The sequence below is a fragment of the Pandoraea anapnoica genome, assembly GCF_902459765.1.
GTDB classification, from domain to species: Bacteria; Pseudomonadota; Gammaproteobacteria; order Burkholderiales; family Burkholderiaceae; genus Pandoraea; species Pandoraea anapnoica.
This window is the reverse complement of sequence record NZ_CABPSP010000001.1, coordinates 209,391-231,297: the sequence shown is the minus strand read 5'-3', so window position 1 is coordinate 231,297 and position 21,907 is coordinate 209,391. Positions and strand designations below refer to the sequence as shown.

Genomic DNA, 21,907 nt, shown 5'->3' with positions numbered 1-21,907 from the left:
AGTCGCGCGCCCTACCACTTCCAGGCGGATTGCTTCCCTGTGCTGCCCGACGCACGCCCCTTGGCCGATGCCTGCGCCGGGGTGTCGCCCTCGGTTGCTGCCGACGAGGTGCGTCCCGGCGTTTTAGCGGATGTCTTAGCCGACGTCTTGGCCGCAGCGGATTTAGTCGCCGATTTAGCGGGCGTCTTCTTGCTGGCCGGTGCGCGTTTAGCCGCCGTCTTGGATGCCGTCTTCGTTCCCGCTGCGGAGCGCTTTGCGGGAGCTGCCGTCTTGTCCGATGCCTTCGCTGAGGACGGTGCCGCGGCCTTCGTCGCCTTCGTTGCCTTGGCCGCTGCGTCGGACATTTGCGCTGCCGCGGCTTCGGTCATCTGTGCGGCCGAGACGCCTGCCGCCTGCGCAGCAGCGGCAATCTGGTCGAACTGCGCGCGCATGGCGTTGAACCACATCGACGGGTCGAGCGCGCCGTAAGCGCTGCTCGCCTGCCCGAATGGCGATGCCGACCCACCGGCTTCATTCTCTGCACCGGCGTCCGCCACCGCTTCCGGCTCGGCCTGCGGTTCAGGTTCGGGCGCACTCGCCAGCGGCTCCGGCTCGACGTCCTGCGCTGGCTCGGCGGCGGCAAACGGCGAACGCCAGAGGTTGGCAGCGGCCGCCTGTCCGAACGGGGACGCGCCGGTGTCGGTCGTGCCCGAAGCGTCCGTCGCACCGAAGTTGCCAGTGCCGAACGCGCGCAGCGTCGCGTACGTGGCGCGCTGCACTTCGAAGGCCTGAATCGTCGAGCGCAACACGTTCAGGTTGAGCGTGAGCCACTGTTCCACCGCACGCATCTCGGCAATGCGATTTTCGATTTCGTCGGGATCGAGCAACGGCGCGGCGCTTTGCATCAACTGCGTTAGCGGCGAGGTGAATGTCGCGGGCGGACTGAACGCCTCCCACATCTTCTTGAGAATGTCGAAGCCGTTAGGCATGGCACTCGTCGAATCGCTCATTACAGTCTCCAGTCGGGCACGGACGGCAGGTGAAGCACACAGGGCGTATCGCTATCGATCATACGCCGAGCTTGCGCCAGAGGTGTGTCAAAACGGGGCGTCGCCACCGAAGTCCGGCGCGCGGCGATCCCGCAGCGACGCCAGCCCCTCGCGCACGTCCGGCCCTGAAAAACCCATGAATTCGAGCGCCAGCGACGCGTCGAACGCCGGTCCGGCGCTGCGCAGCCAGTTGTTCAGTGCGTATTTCGTCCAGCGAATCGCCGTGCTGGAGCCGCGCGCGAGCTTGTCCGCCACTTCGAACGCCTTCGGCAACAAGTCCGCCTCGTCCACGGTGAGCGACACGAGTCCGATGCGTTCGGCCTCCTCGCCCGTCACCGGTTCGCACAGCAGCAGGTAGTACTTCGCTTTCGCCATGCCGCAAAGCAGCGGCCAGACGATGGCGGCATGGTCGCCCGCTGCCACACCCAGACGCGTATGTCCGTCGATGATGCGCGCCGTTTTCGCGGCAATCGAGATGTCGGCGAGCAAGCCCGCCACCAGCCCCGCGCCGACCGCCGGACCGTGCATCGCGGAGACGATGGGCTTGCTGCAATTGATCACGTTGTAGACGAGATCGCGCGCCTCGCGCCACACCCGCGCACGCACGGCGAAGTCGTCGGCCATGTCTTCGACGAGCGACAGATCGCCGCCACCGGAAAAGCCCTTGCCCTCACCGCGAATCACGACGGCGCGCGTCTCGGCGTCGCGGTCGATGTCGCGCCACACGTCGGCCAGTTCCTGATGCATGCGATGGTCGGCCGTAGACAGACCGCTCTTGTTCGCCCCGGCGCCCATGATGAGTTCGAGCACGCCGTTCGGATGCCGCTTGAATTGCAGCGACTGGTAGTGTTGATACGGGTCTTGCGACATGGCTTACCGCTCCAAAAAAATATCCCCGCACAGGCGGGGATGGGAAACAGCGGCACCGGACATGCCAGCGCCGCCGACGGTCAACAGGTCAAATACGAGGTCGATGCAGGACGGACATGACGCCCCGCATTCGGAAGTTTCGGCGATTAGGGGGCGATCACCCACTTGCCGTTTTCGATCTTGACCATCACGCGGGCGCGCTGGTCGAGGCCGAGGTGATCGGTCGGGCTCATATTGGTGATGCCGTTCGTGACGTGCACGTCCTTGGTCGTTTCCAGCGCGTCGCGCAACGCCTTGCGGAATTCCGGCGTGCCCGGCTTGGCCGTCTTCAACGCAATCGGAATCGCGCGCTCAAGCAGGATACCTGCGTCCCAGGCGTACGAACCGAAGGCCGCCACCTTGCCCGCACCGTACTTGGCGTCGAACTTCTTGATGTAGTCGAGCGCGACCGCCTTGGCCGGATGATCGTTCGGCAGTTGCGCCGCCACGAGCACCGGGCTGGCCGGTAGGTACGTGTTGTTGCAGTCCTTGCCGCACACGCGCAGGAAGTCGTTATTGCCCACGCCATGGTTGTGATACACGAGGCCCTTGTAGCCGCGCTCGGCGAGTGCCTTCGGCGGCAGCGCTGCCGGGGTGCCTGCGGCGCCCACGACGACGGCGTCAGGGTTGGTCGCCATGATCTTCAGGATCTGACCGGTGACGCTCGGGTCGGTGCGTGCGAAGCGCTCGCTCGCGACCATCTCGATGTGGTTCACCTTGGCGAACTTGGCGACTTCGTCATAGAAAGCCTCGCCGAGCGCGTCACCCTGGCCGATGAAGGCCATCTTCTTCACCCCGTGACGGGAAGCGTGGGCCACGATAGCGGAGGCCATCTGCGCGTCGGTCTGCGGGGTCTTGAACATCCAGTAGCGCTTGGCGTCGACCGGCTCGATGATGCGGGCGGACGAGGCGAGCGAGATCGTCGGCGTGGTGCCAGCAGCGATCACATCGAGCATCGCCAGCGTGTTCGGCGTGATCGACGAGCCGATGATGGCGTCGACGTGATTTTCGGAGATGAGCTTCTTGGTGTTCTGAACGGCGGTCGTGGTGTCCGACGCGTCGTCCAGCACGATCCAGTCGACCTTCTGTCCGCCGATTTCCTTCGGCAGCATAGCGACAGTGTCGCGCGCGGGCAGGCCGAGGGAGGCCGCCGGACCGGTGAGCGAGATGTTCACACCAATCTTGACCTGAGCGGCAGCGCCGCCGGCCAACGCCAGCAACATCGCACCCAGCAGGGCAGTGCGCACGGGGTTTCGCATGGAATTCTCCTGGTTAGGGCCTGTTCACCCGAATACCGGGCTCGTGAACGTGTTCCACCGGTCGGCTGGCAAGGTTCGCAGCTTGCTTGGTCACTCCAAGCAAGCTGCGGACAACGCCGCCAGACGGCCGGTAGGACACGTTCCCTTCGGGTTGCCAAACCAAAGGGGCGATCGCCGCGTCATGACCCTCACGAATATTCCCGATATTCGCTTCGGCTCATTCCTTGCGCTCGCCCCTTTGGCCGGGCAATACGAGCCCGATATTCGGGTGAACAGGCCCACGCCAGCGCTTGATTTTTGGAACGCGGATGCCCCGGGACGGACACCTCGCGCCGCGCCGGCGAAAGTAACGGCCGGTGCGCGAACCTGCCAGGCATGCGCACCGACTCAAGGAGACAAAGAATAGCGGAGGCAGAATTCCCCGCCATATCCGGGTTCACCCTATGGACGTATCGTCCGACACCCCGCGAAGTCACACCGGATATGGCTTGCAGCCATCTTTACTTTTCCCGTCCGCGCGGTCAGCCGTACCCGTTGCCTGTACCGTTCGGACTACGATTACTCGTCCAGCGGTGCCACAGACTGATCGATCGCCCCGAAGATCGTCTTGCCCTGCGCGTCGAACATCTCGATGCGCACACGGTCGCCGTAACGCATGAATGCGGTCTCGGGCGCGCCCTTCTCGATGGTCTCGAGCATGCGCTTCTCAGCGATGCACGCGCTGCCACGGCTACGATCCTTGTTCGAGATCGTGCCCGAACCGACGATCGTCCCGGCGCGCGCGTTACGCGTCTTGCACACGTGCGCAACCAACTGGCCGAAGTCGAACACCATGTCTTCGCCGCACTCCGGTGCGCCGAACTTCTTGTCGTTCCACTTCACCGTCAGCGGACGATGCACACGACCATCGCGCCAGGCATCCCCCAACTCGTCAGGCGTAATGGCGACCGGCGAGAACGCGCTGGCCGGTTTGCTCTGGAAGAACCCGAAGCCCTTGGCGAGTTCGGCCGGGATCAGGTTACGCAGGCTCACGTCGTTGACCAGCATGAGCAGACGCACGCCTTCGAGCGCACGCGCCGGGCTCGCGCCCATCGGCACGTCCGACGTCACTACGGCAACCTCGGCTTCGAAGTCGATGCCGAAGTCTTCCGAAGCACAGACGATGTCGTCCGTCGGCCCGATGAAGTCGTCGCTGCCGCCCTGATACATGAGCGGATCGGTCCAGAATTCCGGCGGCATTTCTGCGCCGCGTGCCTTTCGCACCAGCTCGACGTGATTCACATAGGCCGAACCGTCGGCCCATTGATACGCACGCGGCAACGGCGCCATGCAGTCGGCCGGATCGAACGCGAAGGTGTTGCGCGCGCGGCCGTGATTGAGTTCGGTATAGAGCGAGTGCAGTTGCGGCGCGTAGAACGTCCAGTCGTCGAGCACGCGTTGCAGCGTGGGGGCGATGGCGTCGGCGATGCAGGCGGTCGACAGGTCGCGTGAGACGACGATCAGTTGACCGTCACGCGTGCCGTCCTTACGGGTTGCGAGTTTCATGTGGTGGCGTCTGCAGGCAGTTTCAGCGGATTCGGATCAAGCGGATTCCATTTTGAGGCCCGGCGATTTTGGCCCGATAGAATGTCGCTTGACGCCGACGATTCTACCTGAGGGCATCGACCGGGCACGGGTCGAGCCGTGCCCCGGCAAGCGGCCATGACAACTATTCAAGAGACACATGACAGCGCCTGAACATCACAACGAGAGCGAGAAGGACGGCGGCAGCGCAGCCCCCGACGAGGAGAAGACCCGCTCGGGCATCCAGTCCATCGAGGTGGGCTTCCGTCTGATTGAGGTCCTCACCGAAGCGTCGAACGCCATGATGTTGCGCGACCTCGCGCACGCGGCTGGCATGAACCCCGCCAAAGCGCACCGCTACCTCGTGAGCTTTCAACGGCTCGGACTCATTGTTCAGGACCCGGTCAGCGGACGTTACGACCTCGGCCCCTTCACGTTGCGCATGGGACTCGCGCACCTCGCACGCATCGACGCCTTCAAGGCCGCGCGCTTCGCCATGTCGGAACTGCGCGACGCCATCGATCAGACCGTGGGACTGGCCGTCTGGGGCAATCAGGGGCCGACCGTGGTGCACTGGCTCGAATCGACGTTCCCGATGCGTGTGCCATTGCGTCTGGGCGACGTGATGCCCATGCTCGAATCGGCTGCCGGTCGGCTCTTCGCCGCCTATCTCCCCGAGCGTCAGACCGCCCCGCTCATCGACGCCGCACTCACCGCCTTGCAACATGCGTCGCGTCATCATCTGCCCGCAACGCGCGCGGAGTACGAAGCGGTGCTCGACGATGTGCGCGCGCATCGGGCGGCGCGCGTCGAAGGCACAGTCCTGCCGTCCGTCAATGCGTTCTGCATGCCGGTGTTCGACGCGACGGGACAACTCGTGATGGGTCTCATGGCGCTCGGCCCCGAAAGTCGCTTCGACGCACGCTGGGGTGGCCCCATCGACACGGCCTTGCGCACGCTCGCCCAGAATCTCTCCGCCGACCTCGGACACGCGCAGGCCCCCGGGGGAAAGCGCTGAAAGTTGAAGGATGAACGGCAGGCAGCGGGGACTGTCGAACTCAGTTCATCGCAATATGAGATCCTGAGCCTCCGACGTTCCGATCAATTCCATCTCGTGTCTTTGCCGCCCCCTGGTACGCCTCCTCAAGCGACAACCGACATGCCTGCGGTCCCCGATTCGTCGGCGGCCCCGGGCATGACTGACGCCTTTGGGCAAACGCCCGGCGGGCCGTCAGGCACCGGTCGAAAGGGCAGACGCTGGGGGCTATGGGTCGGCGTGCTGGCGGCAGTGTTCGTCGTACACGTGCTCATCGCGCTTTGGGTCGCCGTCCATCGCACGACGCTCGACGACACGCCGATCCCCAGCATTCCAATCACGCTGATTCCGCTCAAGCCGGTCACGCCGCCTGAACCGCCAGCACCGCCGCCGCCCAAACCCAAACCGGTCGTCAAAAAGCATCCGCCTGCCCCTGCGCCGCCGGACACGCTCGCCGCCCCGGTCGCGACGGATACGCCGGGCCCTCTGGCCGCGTCGGAGACGGTGGCGGGCGAGGGCGATACGCCCGGCGCGAAGACGTCGGACGCCGCAGCCGCACCCGGCGTGCCGCTCACGGCCGCCGCGGCGAATGGCGACAAGTTCGATCCGCCGCCCTCCGTCACGCTGACCTACGACGCGCTCATGAACGGCGTGCGCAACCAGACAGGGCAGCTCCACTGGGTCAACGAGAACGGGCATTACACGCTACGCGTAGCCGTGCCGATCATCTTCTTCGGCACGTTCGAGTTCATCAGCGAAGGTGGCTACGACGCGAACGGCATCGCGCCGTCCCGTTATGTGGAAAAACGCGGGCGTCGCGCGGAATACATCACCGATTTCCACCGTGACGCCACACCCACACTCCACTTCTCCCGCTCCGGCCAGTCGGTGCCCCTTGCCCCCGGCGCACAGGACCGGTTCAGCGTGATGATGCAGCTGGCGAGCTACGCGCGAGGCAATCCCGAGCGCTATACCCAGGTCGGCGTGATGCACGAGTTCACCGTGGTCGACACCGACAGCAGCGAGGTGTGGCCGGTGCAGTACGTCGGCAGCGAGACGATGGCCACGCGCAACGGATACGTCGAGACGCGCCACTTCACGCGTCTGCCGCGCAAGGCGGGCGACGAGCGGCGTGTGGATATCTGGCTCGCGCCATCGCTCGACTGGCTGCCGGTGCGGGTAAAACAGACGGAGCCGTCCGGCAACGAGTTCGAGCTGATATTCACGGAGAAATCGGCCCCGTGAGAAAGGGCTGAGACGAAATCGACCAGACACCGCGAATGCTGTCAGCGCGCCGTATCCCACCGTATTGCCCCCCTCGTGACAGGGTTTTCCGTCTCGAAAATCGACGCAAAATTCCTTAGAATTTCGAGTGATTCAGGCTGCATGCGGGTGTGCAGCGAAGTGTTGCCCAACTACGACGAAACGGTCTGCACGATTGCGGTGTTCCTGACATAATCGGAAACATCCCAGTGCATCGACACCGCCTCGCAACGCATCGACGAACCCAGGGGGCCGCCCATGAAAGTCAGCGCCAACGGAGCATCGATCCATTACGCGGTGGACGGCCACGGTCCGTGGCTCACGCTGGCACACCCTTTGGGTGCAGATCTCACCGTCTGGGACGAGCTCGTCCCCGATCTGACGGCCCACTTCCGGGTACTCCGATACGACAGCCGTGGCCACGGCCGCAGCGATATCACGCACGGCCCGTACTCCATCGAACAACTGGCCGCCGATGCGACCGCTCTGCTCAATTCGCTGGAGATCCCCTCGACGCATTTCGTCGGCATCTCGATGGGGGGCGCGGTGGCTCAGCAAGTGGCGCTGGACGCCCCCGAGCGCATCGCCAGCCTGACGCTGATCGATACCACGGCCGGTTACGACGCCGCCGATGCCAGGACGTTTCTGGAGCGCGCGGCGACGGCGCGCGCGCACGGCATGAAGGATTTGGCGGCCGGTACCCTGGAACGCTGGCTGGGCGCGCGCTTTCGCAAGCATCACCCCGCGCAAGCCGAGCGTATCCGCGCCCTCGTCGCGCATGCCTCCCCGGAGGGGTTCGCGGCGTCCTGTGAGGCGCTCGCGGCGTTCGACGTGCGAGCACGCCTGTCCGAGATCGACGTGCCGACGCTGGTGCTGGTCGGGGAAAACGACCCGTCGACGCCGCCCGCCGTGGCGCGCCGGATCGCCAACGGTATTGCAGGCGCGCAGTTGGAGATCGTGCCGGATGCGGCCCATCTGTCGATCGTCGAGCAGAAACAGTTCGTAACGAACGCCCTTGCAACGTTTTTGCTCGGGGCCGCCTCTAACGTCTGAACCCTGCAAAATGAACGACTTGCAGGGGGTACTTGCAGGACTTGTCGCGTGACCTTTACAAAAGGAGGGCCAAAACCATTGAATTCGTCAGCCGGTGTGCCGATAAGCGAATCATGGGGCGTTGCCTCTTGAAATCGCGCCGCGTCGCCCCTATGTGGGTTACTCAGGACCATGCAGGAACACCAGGAGAGTTGCCATGCTCATGATTTACAACAGCCCGAACTACTGTGTCGTTGAGTTTGCCGCGGATAACGGCAATCACTCGCTGTCCGCCGGCGGCTATGAAATCGTGGACAAATCCGCCGGCCGCGAGATTTTCCTCGACGGCTCGCTTGCCCGGCAATTCCGTGAAGAAGTGCAGAAGTTGATCGCCAGCGAACCCTCAGAGGACGAAGTCGATGAATTCCTCGGACAGTTCGACACCTTCATGACAAACCCGGTTGTGCTCCACTGATACCGACTCCGTTCGGTAGTGCCCACGAAAAACCCTCGCCAAGGCGAGGGTTTTTTCATAGCCCGAGAAACTGACGCGATGTCAGGGTTTGGCGGTCCGGCAGGTCTAGGGCCACAACCTCATCGCGACGTTCCGCTCAACACTGCTGCCACGGCAGACCGTCGAACCGCCAGCCGTTCACGGCGTTTCGGTGATGCGAGGCGTCCAGATCGCCCTCGAAGCCGTGCAACACCCCGTAGACGTTCAGGAAACCGGCCGCCTCCAGCGCTTCGCCAGCCGCCGTGCTGCGGTTGCCGCTGCGGCAGATCAGCATCACAGGGCGCTCACCGCCCGCCCCCGCCAGCTTGCGCACGCTCTGTACGAAGTGCGGGTTGACTTCCCAGTCCGGGCCGTCGTTCCAGGCCACGTGAATCGCCCCCACCGGGTGCCCCACGAACAGATGCTCGATTTCGCTGCGGCAATCGACGAACAGCGCGTTGGCGTTGGCTTGCAGGAACTTGTGTGCGGCGCTCGGGAGCAGGAATTCCATGTCGTTGGGCAAACACTGGCAAGAAGTTGGCGGAAAAATCGCGAATCGTCCGACAGGCCCCGCTCATCCGGCGGCGGCGCAAGGCGATACGCACGAAAACCATTACAATTATAGGTTTTCCGGCCACCCCAGGACGACGTCCGTCATGACCACCGCAACCCCACCCGCCTCGATCGCACGATCAGCACTGCAATACACGCGCGCTCAGGCGCTGCCCGCACTGCTTGAGAAGCGCATTCTGATTCTGGACGGCGCGATGGGGACGATGATTCAGCAGTACAAGCTGAACGAAGCGCAGTACCGTGGCGAACGTTTTGCCGACTTCGCGCACGACGTGAAGGGCAACAACGAGTTGCTCTCGCTCACACGCCCGGACGTCATCAGCGAAATCCACGGCAAGTATCTGGCCGCCGGCGCCGACATCATCGAGACGAACACCTTCGGGGCGACGACGATCGCGCAGGGCGACTACCACATGGAAGACCTGGCCGACGAGATGAACCGCGAGTCGGCGCGTCTCGCGCGCGAAGCCTGCGCGGCTTACAGCACGCCGGACAAGCCGCGCTTCGCCGCCGGCGCCGTCGGCCCGACGCCCAAGACCGCGAGCATCAGCCCGGATGTGAACGACCCCGGCGCACGCAATGTCGACTTCGATCAGTTGCGCGACGCGTACTACGCACAGGCGAAATCGCTGATGGAAGGCGGCGTGGATCTGTTCCTCGTCGAAACCATCTTTGACACGCTCAATGCCAAGGCCGCGCTCTTCGCCATCGACGAACTGTTCGAGGACACCGGCGAGATTCTGCCGATCATGATCTCCGGCACAGTGACGGACGCCTCCGGGCGCATTCTGTCCGGCCAGACGGTCGAGGCGTTCTGGAATTCGCTGCGTCACGCCCGGCCCCTCACGTTCGGCCTGAACTGTGCGCTCGGCGCGACGCTCATGCGTCCGTACATCGCCGAGTTGGCCAAGCTGTGCAACACATATGTGTCGGTCTATCCGAACGCCGGTCTGCCCAACCCGATGAGCGACACGGGCTTCGATGAGACACCCGACGTCACGTCCGGCCTGCTGCGGGAGTTCGCGCAGGCGGGTCTGGTGAATCTGGCGGGCGGCTGCTGCGGCACGACGCCGGAGCATATCGCCGAGATCGCCCGCGCATTGTCGGACGTCAAGCCGCGCCGCTGGCCCTCGCAGTACCGCAATGACGCCGACGCGAACATCTAATACAGAACGGATTGCCCCATGAGCCAAACGTCTTTCGCCGCGCCGGTCCCGCCGATGCGCCTGTCCGGCCTTGAGCCTTTCAACATCGGCGAGGGCACGCTTTTCGTAAACGTCGGTGAGCGGACCAACGTCACCGGTTCGAAAGCGTTCGCGCGCATGATCCTGAACGGCCAGTTCGACGAAGCGCTCGCGGTCGCCCGCCAGCAGGTCGAGAACGGTGCGCAGGTCATCGACATCAACATGGACGAGGCCATGCTCGACTCCAAGGCCGCGATGGTTCGCTTCATGAACCTGATCGCGTCCGAGCCGGATATCGCGCGCGTGCCGATCATGATCGACTCGTCGAAGTGGGAAGTGATCGAAGCGGGTCTGAAGTGCGTGCAGGGCAAGGCCATCGTCAACTCGATCTCGCTCAAGGAAGGCCACGAAGCGTTCGTGCACCACGCGAAGCGCATCCGCCGCTACGGCGCTGCCGCCGTCGTGATGGCGTTCGACGAGCAGGGGCAAGCCGACACTTACGCTCGCAAGACGGAAATCTGCCAGCGCAGCTATCGTGTGCTGGTCGACGAAGTGGGCTTCCCGCCCGAAGACATCATCTTCGACCCGAACATCTTCGCGGTGGCCACCGGCATCGAGGAACACAACAACTACGCGGTCGACTTCATCAACGCCACGCGCTGGATCAAGGAGCACCTGCCCGGCGCGAAGATCAGCGGCGGCGTGTCGAACGTCTCGTTCTCGTTCCGCGGCAACGACCTCGTGCGCGAAGCGATTCACACCGTGTTCCTGTACCACGCGATTCAGGCGGGCATGGACATGGGCATCGTCAACGCCGGTCAGCTCGGCGTGTACGAGAACCTCGATCCCGAGCTGCGCGAACGCGTGGAAGACGTAGTGCTCAATCGTCGCGAAGACAGCACCGAGCGTCTGCTGGAAATCGCCGACCGCTTCAAGGGCGGCGCGGCCAAGCGCGAAGAGAATCTGGAGTGGCGCAATCAGCCGGTCGAGGCACGCCTCGCCCACGCGCTGGTGCACGGCATTACGACCTTCATCGTCGAAGACACCGAGGAAGTGCGTCAGAAGATCGCCGACGCGGGCGGCCGCCCGATTCAGGTGATCGAAGGCCCGCTCATGGACGGCATGAACGTCGTGGGCGATCTGTTCGGCGCGGGCAAGATGTTCCTGCCGCAGGTCGTGAAGAGCGCCCGCGTGATGAAGCAGGCCGTGGCGCATCTGGTGCCGTTCATCGAAGAAGAGAAGGCGCGCATGGCCGCCGCCGGTGAAGACGTCCGCTCCAAGGGCAAGATCGTGATCGCCACGGTCAAGGGCGACGTGCACGATATCGGCAAGAACATCGTCACCGTGGTACTTCAGTGCAATAACTTCGAAGTCGTCAACATGGGTGTGATGGTGCCGTGCGCCGAAATCCTCGCCAAGGCGAAGGAAGAAGGCGCGGACATCATCGGTCTGTCGGGCCTGATCACGCCGAGTCTCGAAGAGATGGCTTACGTCGCCGCAGAAATGCAGCGCGACGATTACTTCCGTTTGCGCAACATTCCGCTGCTCATCGGCGGTGCCACGACCTCGCGCGTGCACACGGCCGTGAAGATCGCACCGAACTACGAAGGTCCGGTGATCTACGTGCCGGACGCGTCGCGCTCCGTGTCCGTGGCGTCGAATCTGCTCTCCGACGAAGCGGCCGAGCGCTATCTCGCAGACGTGAAGACGGATTACGAACGCGTGCGTCAGCAGCACGCGAACCGCAAGGCCACGCCGATGGTCTCGCTCGCGACCGCGCGCGAGAACAAGTACAAGATCGACTGGTCGAGCTACGTGCCGCCCAAGCCGAAGTTCATCGGTCGGCGCGTGTTCAAGAATTACGATCTGGCCGAGCTTGCCGAATTCATCGACTGGGGTCCGTTCTTCCAGACGTGGGACCTCGCCGGTCCGTATCCGGCGATTCTCAAGGACGAGATCGTCGGCGAGTCGGCGCAACGCGTGTTCGCCGACGGTCGTGAGATGCTCGATCGCCTGATCAAGGGCCGCTGGCTGACCGCCAACGGTGTGATCGCGATGCTGCCCGCGAACGTCGTGAACGACGACGACATCGAGATCTACACGGACGAGTCGCGCTCGGAAGTGGCGTTCACGTGGCACAACCTGCGTCAGCAGACCGAGCGCCCGGTGGTGGACGGCGTGCGTCGCCCGAACCGCTCGCTGGCGGACTTCGTCGCCCCCAAGGACAGCGGTGTGGCCGACTACATCGGTGTGTTTGCCGTGACGGCAGGGCTGGGTGTCGACGCCAAGGAAGCCGGATTCCTCGCCACGCACGACGACTACAGCGCGATCATGCTCAAGGCGCTGGCCGACCGTCTTGCCGAGGCGTTCGCCGAATGTATGCACGCGCGCGTGCGCCGCGACTTCTGGGGCTACGTGAGCGACGAACAGCTCGACAACGATGCGCTCATCAAGGAAGAGTACGTCGGCATCCGCCCCGCACCCGGCTACCCGGCCTGCCCCGAGCACTCGGTCAAGGGGCCGATGTTCCACTATCTGCAAGCGCATGAAATCGGCATGAGCGTGACGGAATCGCTCGCCATGCTGCCGGCGGCGAGCGTCTCGGGCTTCTATCTGTCGCATCCGGACAGCACGTACTTCAGCGTCGGCAAGATCGGCGCCGATCAGGTCGAAGACTTCATGGAACGAACCGGCGTGGACGAAGCGACGGCGCGGCGTCTGCTGGCACCGCAACTGTCGTAACGCGATTGTCATCACGGTCGGTCATCGTCGTGCGCGACGCCCGATGACCGACCGGATTCACCGCATCCCCCCTGCTTCCATAGCGCTTCCGTTAGGCTTCCCCCGCGTCGTCCCCAGTGCCGCAGCCCACCTGCTGAACACCCGCTCGGTGGGGTGACTTCCGTCCGTCAGATCCGGATGCCATAATGCGGCGGCGCAACATGCCCGCCGACCACCGTCGGCAGGCGGTTTGACGCGTTGCTCTTCGCCCATGTCAGCCGCCTCAAGTCGAGACGTTCCATGCAAGCACTCCACAGCATCCAGAATTTCCATCTCCTCCCGCTGCTCAACACGCTCATCTCGCTCGCCGTCGCGTTCGTGCTCGGCACCATCATTGGCGTGGAACGGCAAGTGCGTCAGCGTACGGCAGGTTTGCGTACCAACGTCCTTGTAGCCGTCGGTGCGGCGGCCTTCGTCGACCTGTCGATGCGACTCATGCCGGGCGATACGCGCGTGATTGCGTACGTGGTGTCGGGCGTCGGCTTCCTCGGCGCGGGCGCGATCATGAAAGACGGCGCGTCGGTGCGCGGTCTGAACACCGCCGCCACGCTGTGGGGCTCGGCCGCCGTGGGGGCCGCTGCCGGGGCGAGTCTGATCGTCGAAGCGGTTGTCGTGGCGTTCTTCGTGCTGGCCGCCAACACGCTGCTGCGTCCCGTCGTGAATCGCATCAACCGCGCGCCGATTAACGAGGCGACATCGGAAGCCACCTATGCGTTGTCCGTCATCTGCGCTCGCACTACGCAGCGCGAAGTGCTCGACAAGGTGGAAGCGTGGCTCGAAGCGTCAAACTATCCGGTGCGTGCGCTCGACATCCATCCGTTCGGTGAAGCGGAAGTCGAGATCGAAGCGCTGCTGTTGCCGACGGCCGTCAAGGCGGGCGAACTCGACGCCCTCACCGACCATCTCGAAACGCTGCCCGGCGTGAATCAGGTGTTCTGGTCGAGTCGTTCGGATGACTAACTAATAGGCGAATTTGATGGGACGTCTCCCGCGCATGTGCGCGGGAAATGGCCTAGGAAAAAGCCGAATTACATTCAATTACAAACCCTTACAGCACCGCACGTCGCAGCTTCTTAGACTGGAATCTCACTAACGCAAGTGATGCCTGCACGAAAGACGTTCCTACCCAGTGCAACGCAAAGCAAAGGAGTCCATCTGATGAAGAAGCTGATTATTTCGGTTGCTGCCCTGACCCTCGCCGGTGCTTCGGCACTGAGTTTCGCTCAAGGCTCTGCGGGCGGTGGCGCTGCCGGTCCTGGCGGCGGCACGACAACGGACCCGTCGGCCCCGATGCCTAGCCAGGCGAACCCGAATGCGCGTCAGGCAGCCCCGACGCCGGGCGCTCAAACGATGACGCCGTCGGACCCGCACCCGAACTCGAAGGCCCAGAAGCCGCGTCACAGCACCAAGAAGACGCCGAACAACGGCAACACCGGCAACGGTGCGACCAACGCGCCGGATAACGCACCGGGCAAGGCCCAATAACCGGCAATTTCGCGGGATCCACGTCGAGCGCTGACGTCGTAGTCTCAGGCGTCGCGTCGCACGGACCGGCACCCGCGCCGCCGCTGCTCAGGCCCTTGCGGCCTGATTCAAACCCCTCGCCCGGGGGCGGCCTGGTCCGATCGTTTCCCGCAGCAAAAAAAAGCAGGCTCGCGATTCGCGGCCTGCTTTTTTCGTACCTGGTCCAGGCGATGCTGCCTGCGACACCAGACGACTATCTAGCGCTCACTTCCCACATCACCGCACTGCCTTCGGCGTGCGCTTCCTTGAGCATGTTCAGCAGCGGGTAGGCGCGTTGCGAGAGGCGCAGACGATTGTCTTCGTCGCGGTCCTCGGACTTCTTGCCTTCGCTTTCCTTGTCGGCGACGGCTTTGTCCGCCGCAATCGCGGCTTCTAGCTTGGCGATGGCGTCGCCTGTTTCGTCCGCTCCGATCGCGCCGCGCTCGCCGAGCTTCTTACCGACGATACCCAGCAGCAATTGCGCGAGATTCTCGAGCATGTTGATCGTGGGCGATGCGTGCGCCTTAAACGTTACCAGCATGTTTGGCTCCCTTTTCGAGTTATCACCACCGCCGCCCCGAACCTTCACGGCCTGTCGTCTGCCTGATGGCCATGTGTCGCTTGCGTGGCACCCGAGTGTGACCTGAGTGAGCCTGTTACGCAATGAGGGGTATCGGCGGGCACCGTGACTTCATCATACACCTGTTAAAATCCGTTGCTGACGATTCAATTGCCTGTCCGGACGCGTCCGGACGCACCCGAAACACCCGCCAATGCTACCCGCACAAAAGAATGCTCTCGTCGCGCTGATCGGCGACGTCGTCGCCGGTTTGATGCCCGCAGACGGCACCGCGCCTGCCGCGCCCGTCATCCTGCTCGAACGCCCCAAAGTGGCCGCCCACGGCGATCTGGCCTGTAACGTGGCCATGCAGCTCGCCAAGCCGTTGCGCGCCAATCCGCGCGAACTGGCCCAAAAGATTGCCGACGCAATCCTCGCCGACGCCCGCGCCAAGGGCCTCGTCGACGCCGTCGAAATCGCCGGTCCCGGCTTCATCAACCTGCGTCTTGCCAATGCCGCCAAGCAATCGGTCGCGCGCGCGATCCTGACCGAAGGCGCTGCCTTCGGCCGTCGCGCCGCCAGCAACGAAGCCGACCCGGTACTCGTCGAGTTCGTCTCGGCCAACCCGACCGGCCCGCTGCACGTGGGTCACGGTCGTCAGGCCGCGCTCGGCGACACGATCTCGGCACTGCTCGGCACGCAAGGCCGCCCGGTGCATCGCGAGTTCTACTACAACGACGCCGGCGTGCAGATTCAGACGCTCGCCACCTCCGTGCAAGCACGCGCCCGTGGCTTCAAGCCGGGCGACTCCGAATGGCCGGAATCGGCCTACAACGGCGACTACATCGGCGACATTGCGCAGGACTTCCTCGCTGGCAAGACGGTGCAGGCCTCCGACGGCGCGCCCGTCACCGGCAGCGGCAGTGTCGAAGACATCGACTCGATCCGCGCCTTCGCCGTGGCCTATCTGCGTCGCGAGCAGGACATCGATCTGCAAACGTTCGGCGTCATCTTCGATCAGTACTACCTCGAATCGTCCCTGTATGCCGACGGCAGCGTCGAGCGCACGGTGCAGGCGCTCATCGATGCTGGTGTCACGTACGAACAGGAAGGCGCGCTGTGGCTGCGCACGACCGATTACGGCGACGACAAGGACCGCGTGATGCGCAAGTCCGATGGCACCTACACGTACTTCGTGCCGGATGTCGCTTATCACACCCGCAAGTGGGACCGTGGCTTCCATCAGGTCATCAACGTGCAGGGCTCGGACCATCACGGCACCATCGCGCGTGTGCGCGCCGGTCTGCAAGCACTGGGCATCGGTATTCCGAAGGGTTACCCCGACTACGTGCTGCACAAGATGGTCACCGTCATGCGCAATGGCGAGGAGGTGAAGATCTCCAAGCGAGCAGGCAGCTACGTGACGGTGCGCGATCTGATCGAATGGTCGGGCGGCATTACTGCAGAAACGCCGGTGACGGACCCCGTCGAGCGTGAAGACGCGCTGCGCCGTGGTCGCGACGCCGTGCGATTTTTCCTAATTTCGCGCAAAGCGGACACGGAATTCGTGTTCGACGTGGATCTCGCGCTCAAGCAGAACGACGAAAATCCGGTGTACTACGTGCAGTACGCCCACGCGCGCATCTGCTCGATCCTCACGCAGTGGGCCGGTGACGAAGCGTCGCTGGCAAACACCGACCTCGCGCCGCTCGACAGCGAACGCGCGCTCGCGCTGCTGCAACTGCTCGCCGAGTACCCGGACATGCTCACGCGTGCCGCCGAGGAACTTGCGCCGCACGCCGTGGCCTTCTATCTGCGGGATCTGGCCGGCGCGTTCCACTCCTTCTACAACTCGGATCGCGTGCTGGTCGACGACGAGACCGTGAAGCATGCGCGTCTGGCGCTGCTCGCGGCGACGCGCCAGGTGCTGCGCAACGGGCTTGCCGTGCTGGGCGTGTCGGCCCCGGCCAAGATGTAAGTTATCCAACCACTCCGAACGGCAAACGCATCGGAACTCTGTAAGGACGGAATCGACTCGATGGCAAACACACGTCGACCACCCCGCCAGCGGGGCGGTACTTTTCTGGGCATCGTGCTCGGCCTGATCGTTGGGCTGGCCGTTGCCGTCGTCGTCGCGCTCTACATTACGAAGACGCCAACCCCGTTCGTCGAAAAGACGCCGCCGCGTCCGGCCGACAATTCGCCGGCTGCACAGGCGCCGGACCCGAACAAGTCGCTCCAGCCGCGCACGCCGCTGCCGGGCGCCGCGTCGGGTCCGACCGCGCCGGAGACGCCCTCGGCTGCCGAAACATCGCCGCTCGTGCCGGGTAACCCGGTCACGCCGCCGACCGCCTCCGCACCGACGGCCCCGACCGCGCCTGCGCCGACGAAGCCCTCGCCAGCCGACATTCTCAACGGTAAGTCGACGGTGCCGGTCGCGCCGCCGACCACGCCGCCCGCGAGCGCCACGGATAACGCCAGCACGGGTTACTACCTGCAAGTCGGCGCGTTCAAGTCGCAAACGGACGCCGAGCAACTGCGCGCCAAGCTGGCCCTCTCGGGCTTCGAAGCAAAGGTCACGCAGCGCGACGCCAACGGTCTCACGCTCTACCGCGTGCGCCTCGGCCCGTACGGCAAGCTCGACGAAATGAATCACGTGCGTCAACGCCTGCAGGATGGCGGGTACGACACGGCAGTGATCCGCTTCACGAAGCAATGAACGCGAAAGGCGTTGCCCGACAAAGGCAACGCCTTTTGTTTCTGCCGCACCGCATGGGCACTCCCCGAACGCCGGCGCAGCGCCGCCCGGCAGGGATTCGCAAAAGCCCGCATCATGATGGACCGACGCAGCCGTCGCTCACGGCGCGTTGAACCCGGCAGCACATCGCCGGTCATACGCACTAGCTAATTTGGCTGAATCCGGGATATGGTTTTGCTGGCGCGCCGCTCACCGATGATGGACAAACCGGCGTGTTGGACTCACTCCTATACAAAGATCATGAAAAAACTTCTTGGTGCCGTTCTGATTTCTTTCGGTTTCCTCTCGGGTGTCGCCTCGGCGTCGCCTGAAGCACCGGTCGCGGGGACCGACTATCTGACGATTTCGCAGCAACCGCTGACGGCGGGTCCGGGCAAGATCGAAGTGACCGAGTTCTTCTGGTATGGCTGCCCGCATTGCAATGCGCTGGAGCCGTCGCTGGAGAAGTGGGTCAAGGCGCAGGGCAAGGACGTCGTGTTCAAGCGCGTGCCGGTCGCCTTCCAGAGCCGTTTCGAGCCGCATACGCGCATGTATCTCGCGCTCGTGGCCATGGGTAAGGACGCCGAACTCACGCCGAAGGTCTTCAACGAAATCCACGTCAAGCACAACTACCTGCTGACGGCCGACCAGCAAGCGGATTTCCTGGCAACGCTGGGCGTCGACAAGCAAAAGTACCTCGACACGTACAAGAGCTTCGGCGTCGATAACGGTGTGAAGACGGCCAACAAGACCTGGCAAGACTACAAGATCGACGGCGTGCCGACGATCGCGATCCAGGGCAAGTACCTCGTCTCCCCGGCCACGTCGGGCGACGCGCTGCAAAAGCAGGGCAAACCGGCGACGACCGAGCAGCAAACGTTCGATGCGGCGCTCAAGACGGCCGACTCGATCATCAATCAGATCCGCGCGAAGAAGATGTAAGCTTCGCGGCTCCTGAAGCCCGGCCCCGGCCGGGCTTTTGCGTTCTATGGCGACAATGGCAGCACATACGACATCACCGAAGGTATTCATCACCGGCGCGTCCAGCGGGCTGGGGCAGGCGCTCGCCCGTTACTACGCGGCGCAGGGCGCGATTCTCGGGCTCGTCGGACGCCGTGGCGACAAGCTCACCGATCTCGCCGCCACGTTGCCGCACCCGCATGCCGTGCATTGCTACGCGCTCGACGTGCGCGACGCCCTCGCACTGCGCGCTGCGGCGGGCGACTTCATGGCACGTCACGGCGTGCCGGACATCGTGATCGCCAACGCCGGCATCAGCCACGGCGTGAACACGGAAGACCCCGAGGATCTGCCGCACTTCGCCTCCGTCATGGACACCAACTGGACGGCGATGGTCGCGACATTCAGCCCCTTCGTGGGTCCGATGCGTCAGCGCAAGCGCGGCACGCTCGTGGGCATCGGTAGCGTGGCCGGTGTGCGCGGTCTGCCGGGGCACGGCGCGTACAGCGCTTCCAAGGCGGCGGCGATGACATATCTCGAAAGCCTGCGCGTCGAACTGCGCGCGGACAAGGTGGCTGTCGTGACGATTGCGCCGGGCTACATCCGCACGCCAATGACCGAGGGCAATCCGTTCCCGATGCCGTTCCTGATGGACTCGGACAAGTTCGCGCGCAAGGCGGCGGCGGCCATTGCACGTCGCAAGCGCTTCGCTGTGCTGCCTTGGCAGATGGGCGTTGTGGCCTTTGTAATGCGATGCCTGCCGCGCTGGCTTTACGACATGTTGTTTGCCCGCGCTCCGCGCAAGCCGACGATGGCGCAACGACAAGCACGCGAGGCGGCTAAAGACCGGGAAAGCTGACTCGGACATCCCCCAAAATGCAGGACGAAGCGGGGAATTGCACGACCCCGCGCGTTAGAGTGCCCCGCATTCCTAACGCGCGGTGCCCCCATGAATGTCGTCCTCTCTCGCGTCACATTGCTTCTCGCCGGATTCACGGCCGCAGCGATCCTGACTGGCTGCGCTGCGATGGATCCGGGCAACTGGCAGGTCTTCGGACCGCCATCGTCATACGTCCGGCCTGCGCCCGTCATCGTCGGCCCGGCACTGGCCATCGTTCAACCTGCGCCTGTCATCGTGACGCCGGCCCCCGCAGTGGTTCACCCCGCCCCCGTCATCGTGGCGCCTGCCCCTGCCATCGTTCGACCCGCGCCCGTCATCGTGCAGCCTGCACCGATCGTCATCGTTCCGGCGCAACCCCGTTCGTCGCGTGACGCCGCGCACTTCCTGCGCGAACGCTGCTATCTCGAGAAGGGCGGCTGTTACACGACCGAGTATCGGGAAGGCTACGAATTCGATCCGTCCACCGGCACCTGGGGCTGGATCGGTCAGCGCGACTATCGATGGAAAGGCAGCCGGGGGAATCGCTGACGTTATCGCATTCCATGCGTGAAACACGTCGTCTCACGCAAGATTCGGTCGTAATTTTGACCCGTTGTGGTGCATTCCAAACCTGCGTTAGAGTGTTCGTGTAACTTGAACAGAGGTATACACGACGTTAAACCGGATTCGCCGCCATAGAGCGGACGCGTGTGCAGACGGCGATGCGCCGGTCCATACCGATCCGACTGCGGCACTCCCAACCAAGCAGGAGAGGCACATGCAGACAACCCCCGCCGGCACGCCGGTCATCGATCCGGCGCTGCGACGCAAAGCGGTGATCGGCTCTACGCTGGGCAACGCGTTCGAGTGGTTCGACTTCACGGTTTACGGTCTCTTCGCGGTGGTCATCGCGAAACTCTTCTTCCCTGCGGATAACGATACGACGTCGCTGCTCGCGAGCGTGGCGTCGCTTGGCGTGGCGTTCTTCTTCCGCCCCATCGGTGGGCTGGCCTTCGGTCTGTACGCCGACCGCGCGGGCCGCAAGTCGGCGCTATCGGTCATGGTGCTGCTCATGGCGCTCGGCACGGGTCTGATCGGTATTGCGCCGACCTACGCGACCATCGGCTTCGCGGCGCCGTTGCTGATCTTGCTGGCCCGCGTGATTCAGGGCTTCTCGGCGGGCGGTGAATTCGGTGGCTCGACGGCCATGCTCATCGAGTTCTCGCCGCCGAATCTGCGCGGCTTCTACGGCAGTTTCCAGATGTGCTCACAGGCGCTGGCCGTAGCGCTCGCCGGGTTGTGCGCGTACGTACTCACGACGGGGCTTTCGAAAGAAGCGCTCGAATCGTGGGGCTGGCGTCTGCCGTTCCTGTTCGGGATTCTGATCGGGCCGGTGGGCTTCTACATTCGGCGCCGCATGACGGAATCGCCTGAGTTTCTGGCCTACGCCGCGACGCGCGAACCGACCCGTCGCACGCCGCTCGCCGACGTCTTTTCGAAGCACTATCGTTCGCTGATCGCCGGTTTCGGTCTGACGGTGGCGGCCACGACGTCGTTCTACGTCACACTCATCTACACACCGATTTACGCCGTCAAGCAACTCGGTCTGACGCAAGGTTCCGCCAGTCTGTCGACGTTCATCGCCGCAATGCTGATCGCCGCGCTCTGCCCGCTCACAGGATGGATTTCGGATCGTGTCGGCCGCAAGCCGCTGATCCTGTTGTTCGTGCTGCTCTATGGTCTGACGTCGTTCTGGATGTTCACGCGTTTGCACGGCTCACCGTCGATGGGCAATCTGCTGCTCGCGCAGATTCTGCCGGCGGTGTGCATGGGCTTTGTGTGGGGTGCGTTCCCGACGGCCGTCACGGAAGTGTTCCCGGTCGGCGTGCGCTCGACGGGCGTCTCGATTCTTTACAACGTTTCGGTGATGCTCTTCGGCGGCCTCGCGCCGTTCTGGATCACGTACCTCATCAAGGTGACGCAGAATCCGCTCGCCCCGGCGTACTACATTCTGATGACCGTCGCGATCAGTCTCGTGACGTACGGTCTGCTCGGTCGCGAGGGACGCGACATGCAAGCCTCGACGCAGCACGCCTGAGTGCTTTGGCGACACGCTCGCCATACGATGCAAAACGCCCCGGAGGCTG

At 64.0% G+C, this 21,907-nt stretch carries 20 protein-coding genes; 14 read left to right on the top strand and 6 right to left on the bottom strand.

Going from position 1 to position 21,907, the window contains the following annotated elements; all coding sequences use genetic code 11:
• Window positions 1–11: 11 nt before the first annotated feature.
• The 4 genes from PAN31117_RS01110 to PAN31117_RS01090 all read right to left on the bottom strand — a co-directional run bounded on the left by PAN31117_RS01110 (window position 12) and on the right by PAN31117_RS01090 (window position 4,741).
• Window positions 12–989: a PhaM family polyhydroxyalkanoate granule multifunctional regulatory protein gene (locus tag PAN31117_RS01110; RefSeq protein ID WP_150736573.1), complete on the bottom strand. Its 978-nt coding sequence runs from the start codon at window positions 987–989 to the stop codon at window positions 12–14.
• Between the two features lie 87 nt (window positions 990–1,076).
• The gene (locus PAN31117_RS01105; RefSeq protein ID WP_150736572.1) at window positions 1,077–1,898 is read right to left on the bottom strand and encodes an enoyl-CoA hydratase/isomerase family protein; all 822 of its coding nucleotides are present in this window, start codon (window positions 1,896–1,898) and stop codon (window positions 1,077–1,079) included.
• Between the two features lie 146 nt (window positions 1,899–2,044).
• A complete protein-coding gene (locus tag PAN31117_RS01100) occupies window positions 2,045–3,196 on the bottom strand; it encodes an ABC transporter substrate-binding protein (RefSeq protein ID WP_039395246.1) in 1,152 nt (383 codons plus the stop codon).
• Between the two features lie 558 nt (window positions 3,197–3,754).
• Window positions 3,755–4,741: a fumarylacetoacetate hydrolase family protein gene (locus PAN31117_RS01090; RefSeq protein ID WP_150736571.1), complete on the bottom strand. Its 987-nt coding sequence runs from the start codon at window positions 4,739–4,741 to the stop codon at window positions 3,755–3,757.
• A gap of 178 nt (window positions 4,742–4,919) precedes the next feature.
• Here PAN31117_RS01090 and PAN31117_RS01085 point away from each other — a divergent pair, with 178 nt between their 5' ends.
• The 4 genes from PAN31117_RS01085 to PAN31117_RS01070 all read left to right on the top strand — a co-directional run bounded on the left by PAN31117_RS01085 (window position 4,920) and on the right by PAN31117_RS01070 (window position 8,565).
• Complete coding sequence (locus PAN31117_RS01085) at window positions 4,920–5,777, top strand: IclR family transcriptional regulator (RefSeq protein WP_150736570.1); 858 nt, start codon at window positions 4,920–4,922, stop codon at window positions 5,775–5,777.
• Window positions 5,778–5,954: 177 nt separating this feature from the next.
• Complete coding sequence (locus PAN31117_RS01080) at window positions 5,955–7,040, top strand: DUF3108 domain-containing protein (RefSeq protein WP_174990742.1); 1,086 nt, start codon at window positions 5,955–5,957, stop codon at window positions 7,038–7,040.
• Window positions 7,041–7,316: 276 nt separating this feature from the next.
• Window positions 7,317–8,111 carry a 3-oxoadipate enol-lactonase gene (gene pcaD / locus PAN31117_RS01075; RefSeq protein WP_150736568.1) on the top strand — a complete coding sequence of 265 codons (795 nt, stop codon included), beginning with the start codon at window positions 7,317–7,319 and terminating at the stop codon, window positions 8,109–8,111.
• A 196-nt stretch (window positions 8,112–8,307) separates the two neighbouring features.
• A complete protein-coding gene (locus PAN31117_RS01070) occupies window positions 8,308–8,565 on the top strand; it encodes a BTH_I0359 family protein (RefSeq protein ID WP_039395232.1) in 258 nt (85 codons plus the stop codon).
• 136 nt (window positions 8,566–8,701) lie between these two features.
• Here the strand turns inward: PAN31117_RS01070 and PAN31117_RS01065 are convergent, their stop codons facing one another.
• A complete protein-coding gene (locus PAN31117_RS01065) occupies window positions 8,702–9,094 on the bottom strand; it encodes a rhodanese-like domain-containing protein (protein WP_039395229.1) in 393 nt (130 codons plus the stop codon).
• Between the two features lie 145 nt (window positions 9,095–9,239).
• Here PAN31117_RS01065 and PAN31117_RS01060 point away from each other — a divergent pair, with 145 nt between their 5' ends.
• From PAN31117_RS01060 to PAN31117_RS01045, 4 genes are all read left to right on the top strand, one after another.
• A complete protein-coding gene (locus PAN31117_RS01060; RefSeq protein WP_150736567.1) occupies window positions 9,240–10,322 on the top strand; it encodes a homocysteine S-methyltransferase family protein in 1,083 nt (360 codons plus the stop codon).
• Window positions 10,323–10,376: 54 nt separating this feature from the next.
• Window positions 10,377–13,082, top strand: coding sequence for a methionine synthase (metH, locus tag PAN31117_RS01055; protein ID WP_150736907.1), 2,706 nt, complete (start codon window positions 10,377–10,379; stop codon window positions 13,080–13,082).
• Window positions 13,083–13,361: 279 nt separating this feature from the next.
• Window positions 13,362–14,081 (top strand): MgtC/SapB family protein, encoded by a 720-nt coding sequence (locus PAN31117_RS01050; protein ID WP_072633173.1) that lies wholly within the window; start codon window positions 13,362–13,364, stop codon window positions 14,079–14,081.
• Between the two features lie 198 nt (window positions 14,082–14,279).
• Window positions 14,280–14,606, top strand: coding sequence for a hypothetical protein (locus tag PAN31117_RS01045; protein ID WP_039395219.1), 327 nt, complete (start codon window positions 14,280–14,282; stop codon window positions 14,604–14,606).
• Between the two features lie 232 nt (window positions 14,607–14,838).
• Here the strand turns inward: PAN31117_RS01045 and PAN31117_RS01040 are convergent, their stop codons facing one another.
• Window positions 14,839–15,165, bottom strand: coding sequence for a DUF1840 domain-containing protein (locus PAN31117_RS01040; RefSeq protein WP_150736566.1), 327 nt, complete (start codon window positions 15,163–15,165; stop codon window positions 14,839–14,841).
• A gap of 232 nt (window positions 15,166–15,397) precedes the next feature.
• Here PAN31117_RS01040 and argS point away from each other — a divergent pair, with 232 nt between their 5' ends.
• From argS to PAN31117_RS01010, 6 genes are all read left to right on the top strand, one after another.
• A complete protein-coding gene (gene argS / locus PAN31117_RS01035; RefSeq protein WP_150736565.1) occupies window positions 15,398–17,161 on the top strand; it encodes an arginine--tRNA ligase in 1,764 nt (587 codons plus the stop codon).
• A gap of 60 nt (window positions 17,162–17,221) precedes the next feature.
• Window positions 17,222–17,902 carry an SPOR domain-containing protein gene (locus PAN31117_RS01030; protein WP_150736564.1) on the top strand — a complete coding sequence of 227 codons (681 nt, stop codon included), beginning with the start codon at window positions 17,222–17,224 and terminating at the stop codon, window positions 17,900–17,902.
• A gap of 279 nt (window positions 17,903–18,181) precedes the next feature.
• On the top strand, window positions 18,182–18,862 hold the full coding sequence (locus tag PAN31117_RS01025; protein ID WP_039395208.1) for a thiol:disulfide interchange protein DsbA/DsbL: 681 nt from the start codon (window positions 18,182–18,184) through the stop codon (window positions 18,860–18,862).
• Between the two features lie 55 nt (window positions 18,863–18,917).
• Window positions 18,918–19,739 carry an SDR family oxidoreductase gene (locus tag PAN31117_RS01020; RefSeq protein WP_150736563.1) on the top strand — a complete coding sequence of 274 codons (822 nt, stop codon included), beginning with the start codon at window positions 18,918–18,920 and terminating at the stop codon, window positions 19,737–19,739.
• 90 nt (window positions 19,740–19,829) lie between these two features.
• A complete protein-coding gene (locus PAN31117_RS01015) occupies window positions 19,830–20,309 on the top strand; it encodes a hypothetical protein (RefSeq protein ID WP_150736562.1) in 480 nt (159 codons plus the stop codon).
• Window positions 20,310–20,538: 229 nt separating this feature from the next.
• Window positions 20,539–21,858: an MFS transporter gene (locus PAN31117_RS01010; RefSeq protein ID WP_150736561.1), complete on the top strand. Its 1,320-nt coding sequence runs from the start codon at window positions 20,539–20,541 to the stop codon at window positions 21,856–21,858.
• The last annotated feature ends 49 nt before the right edge of the window (window positions 21,859–21,907 follow it).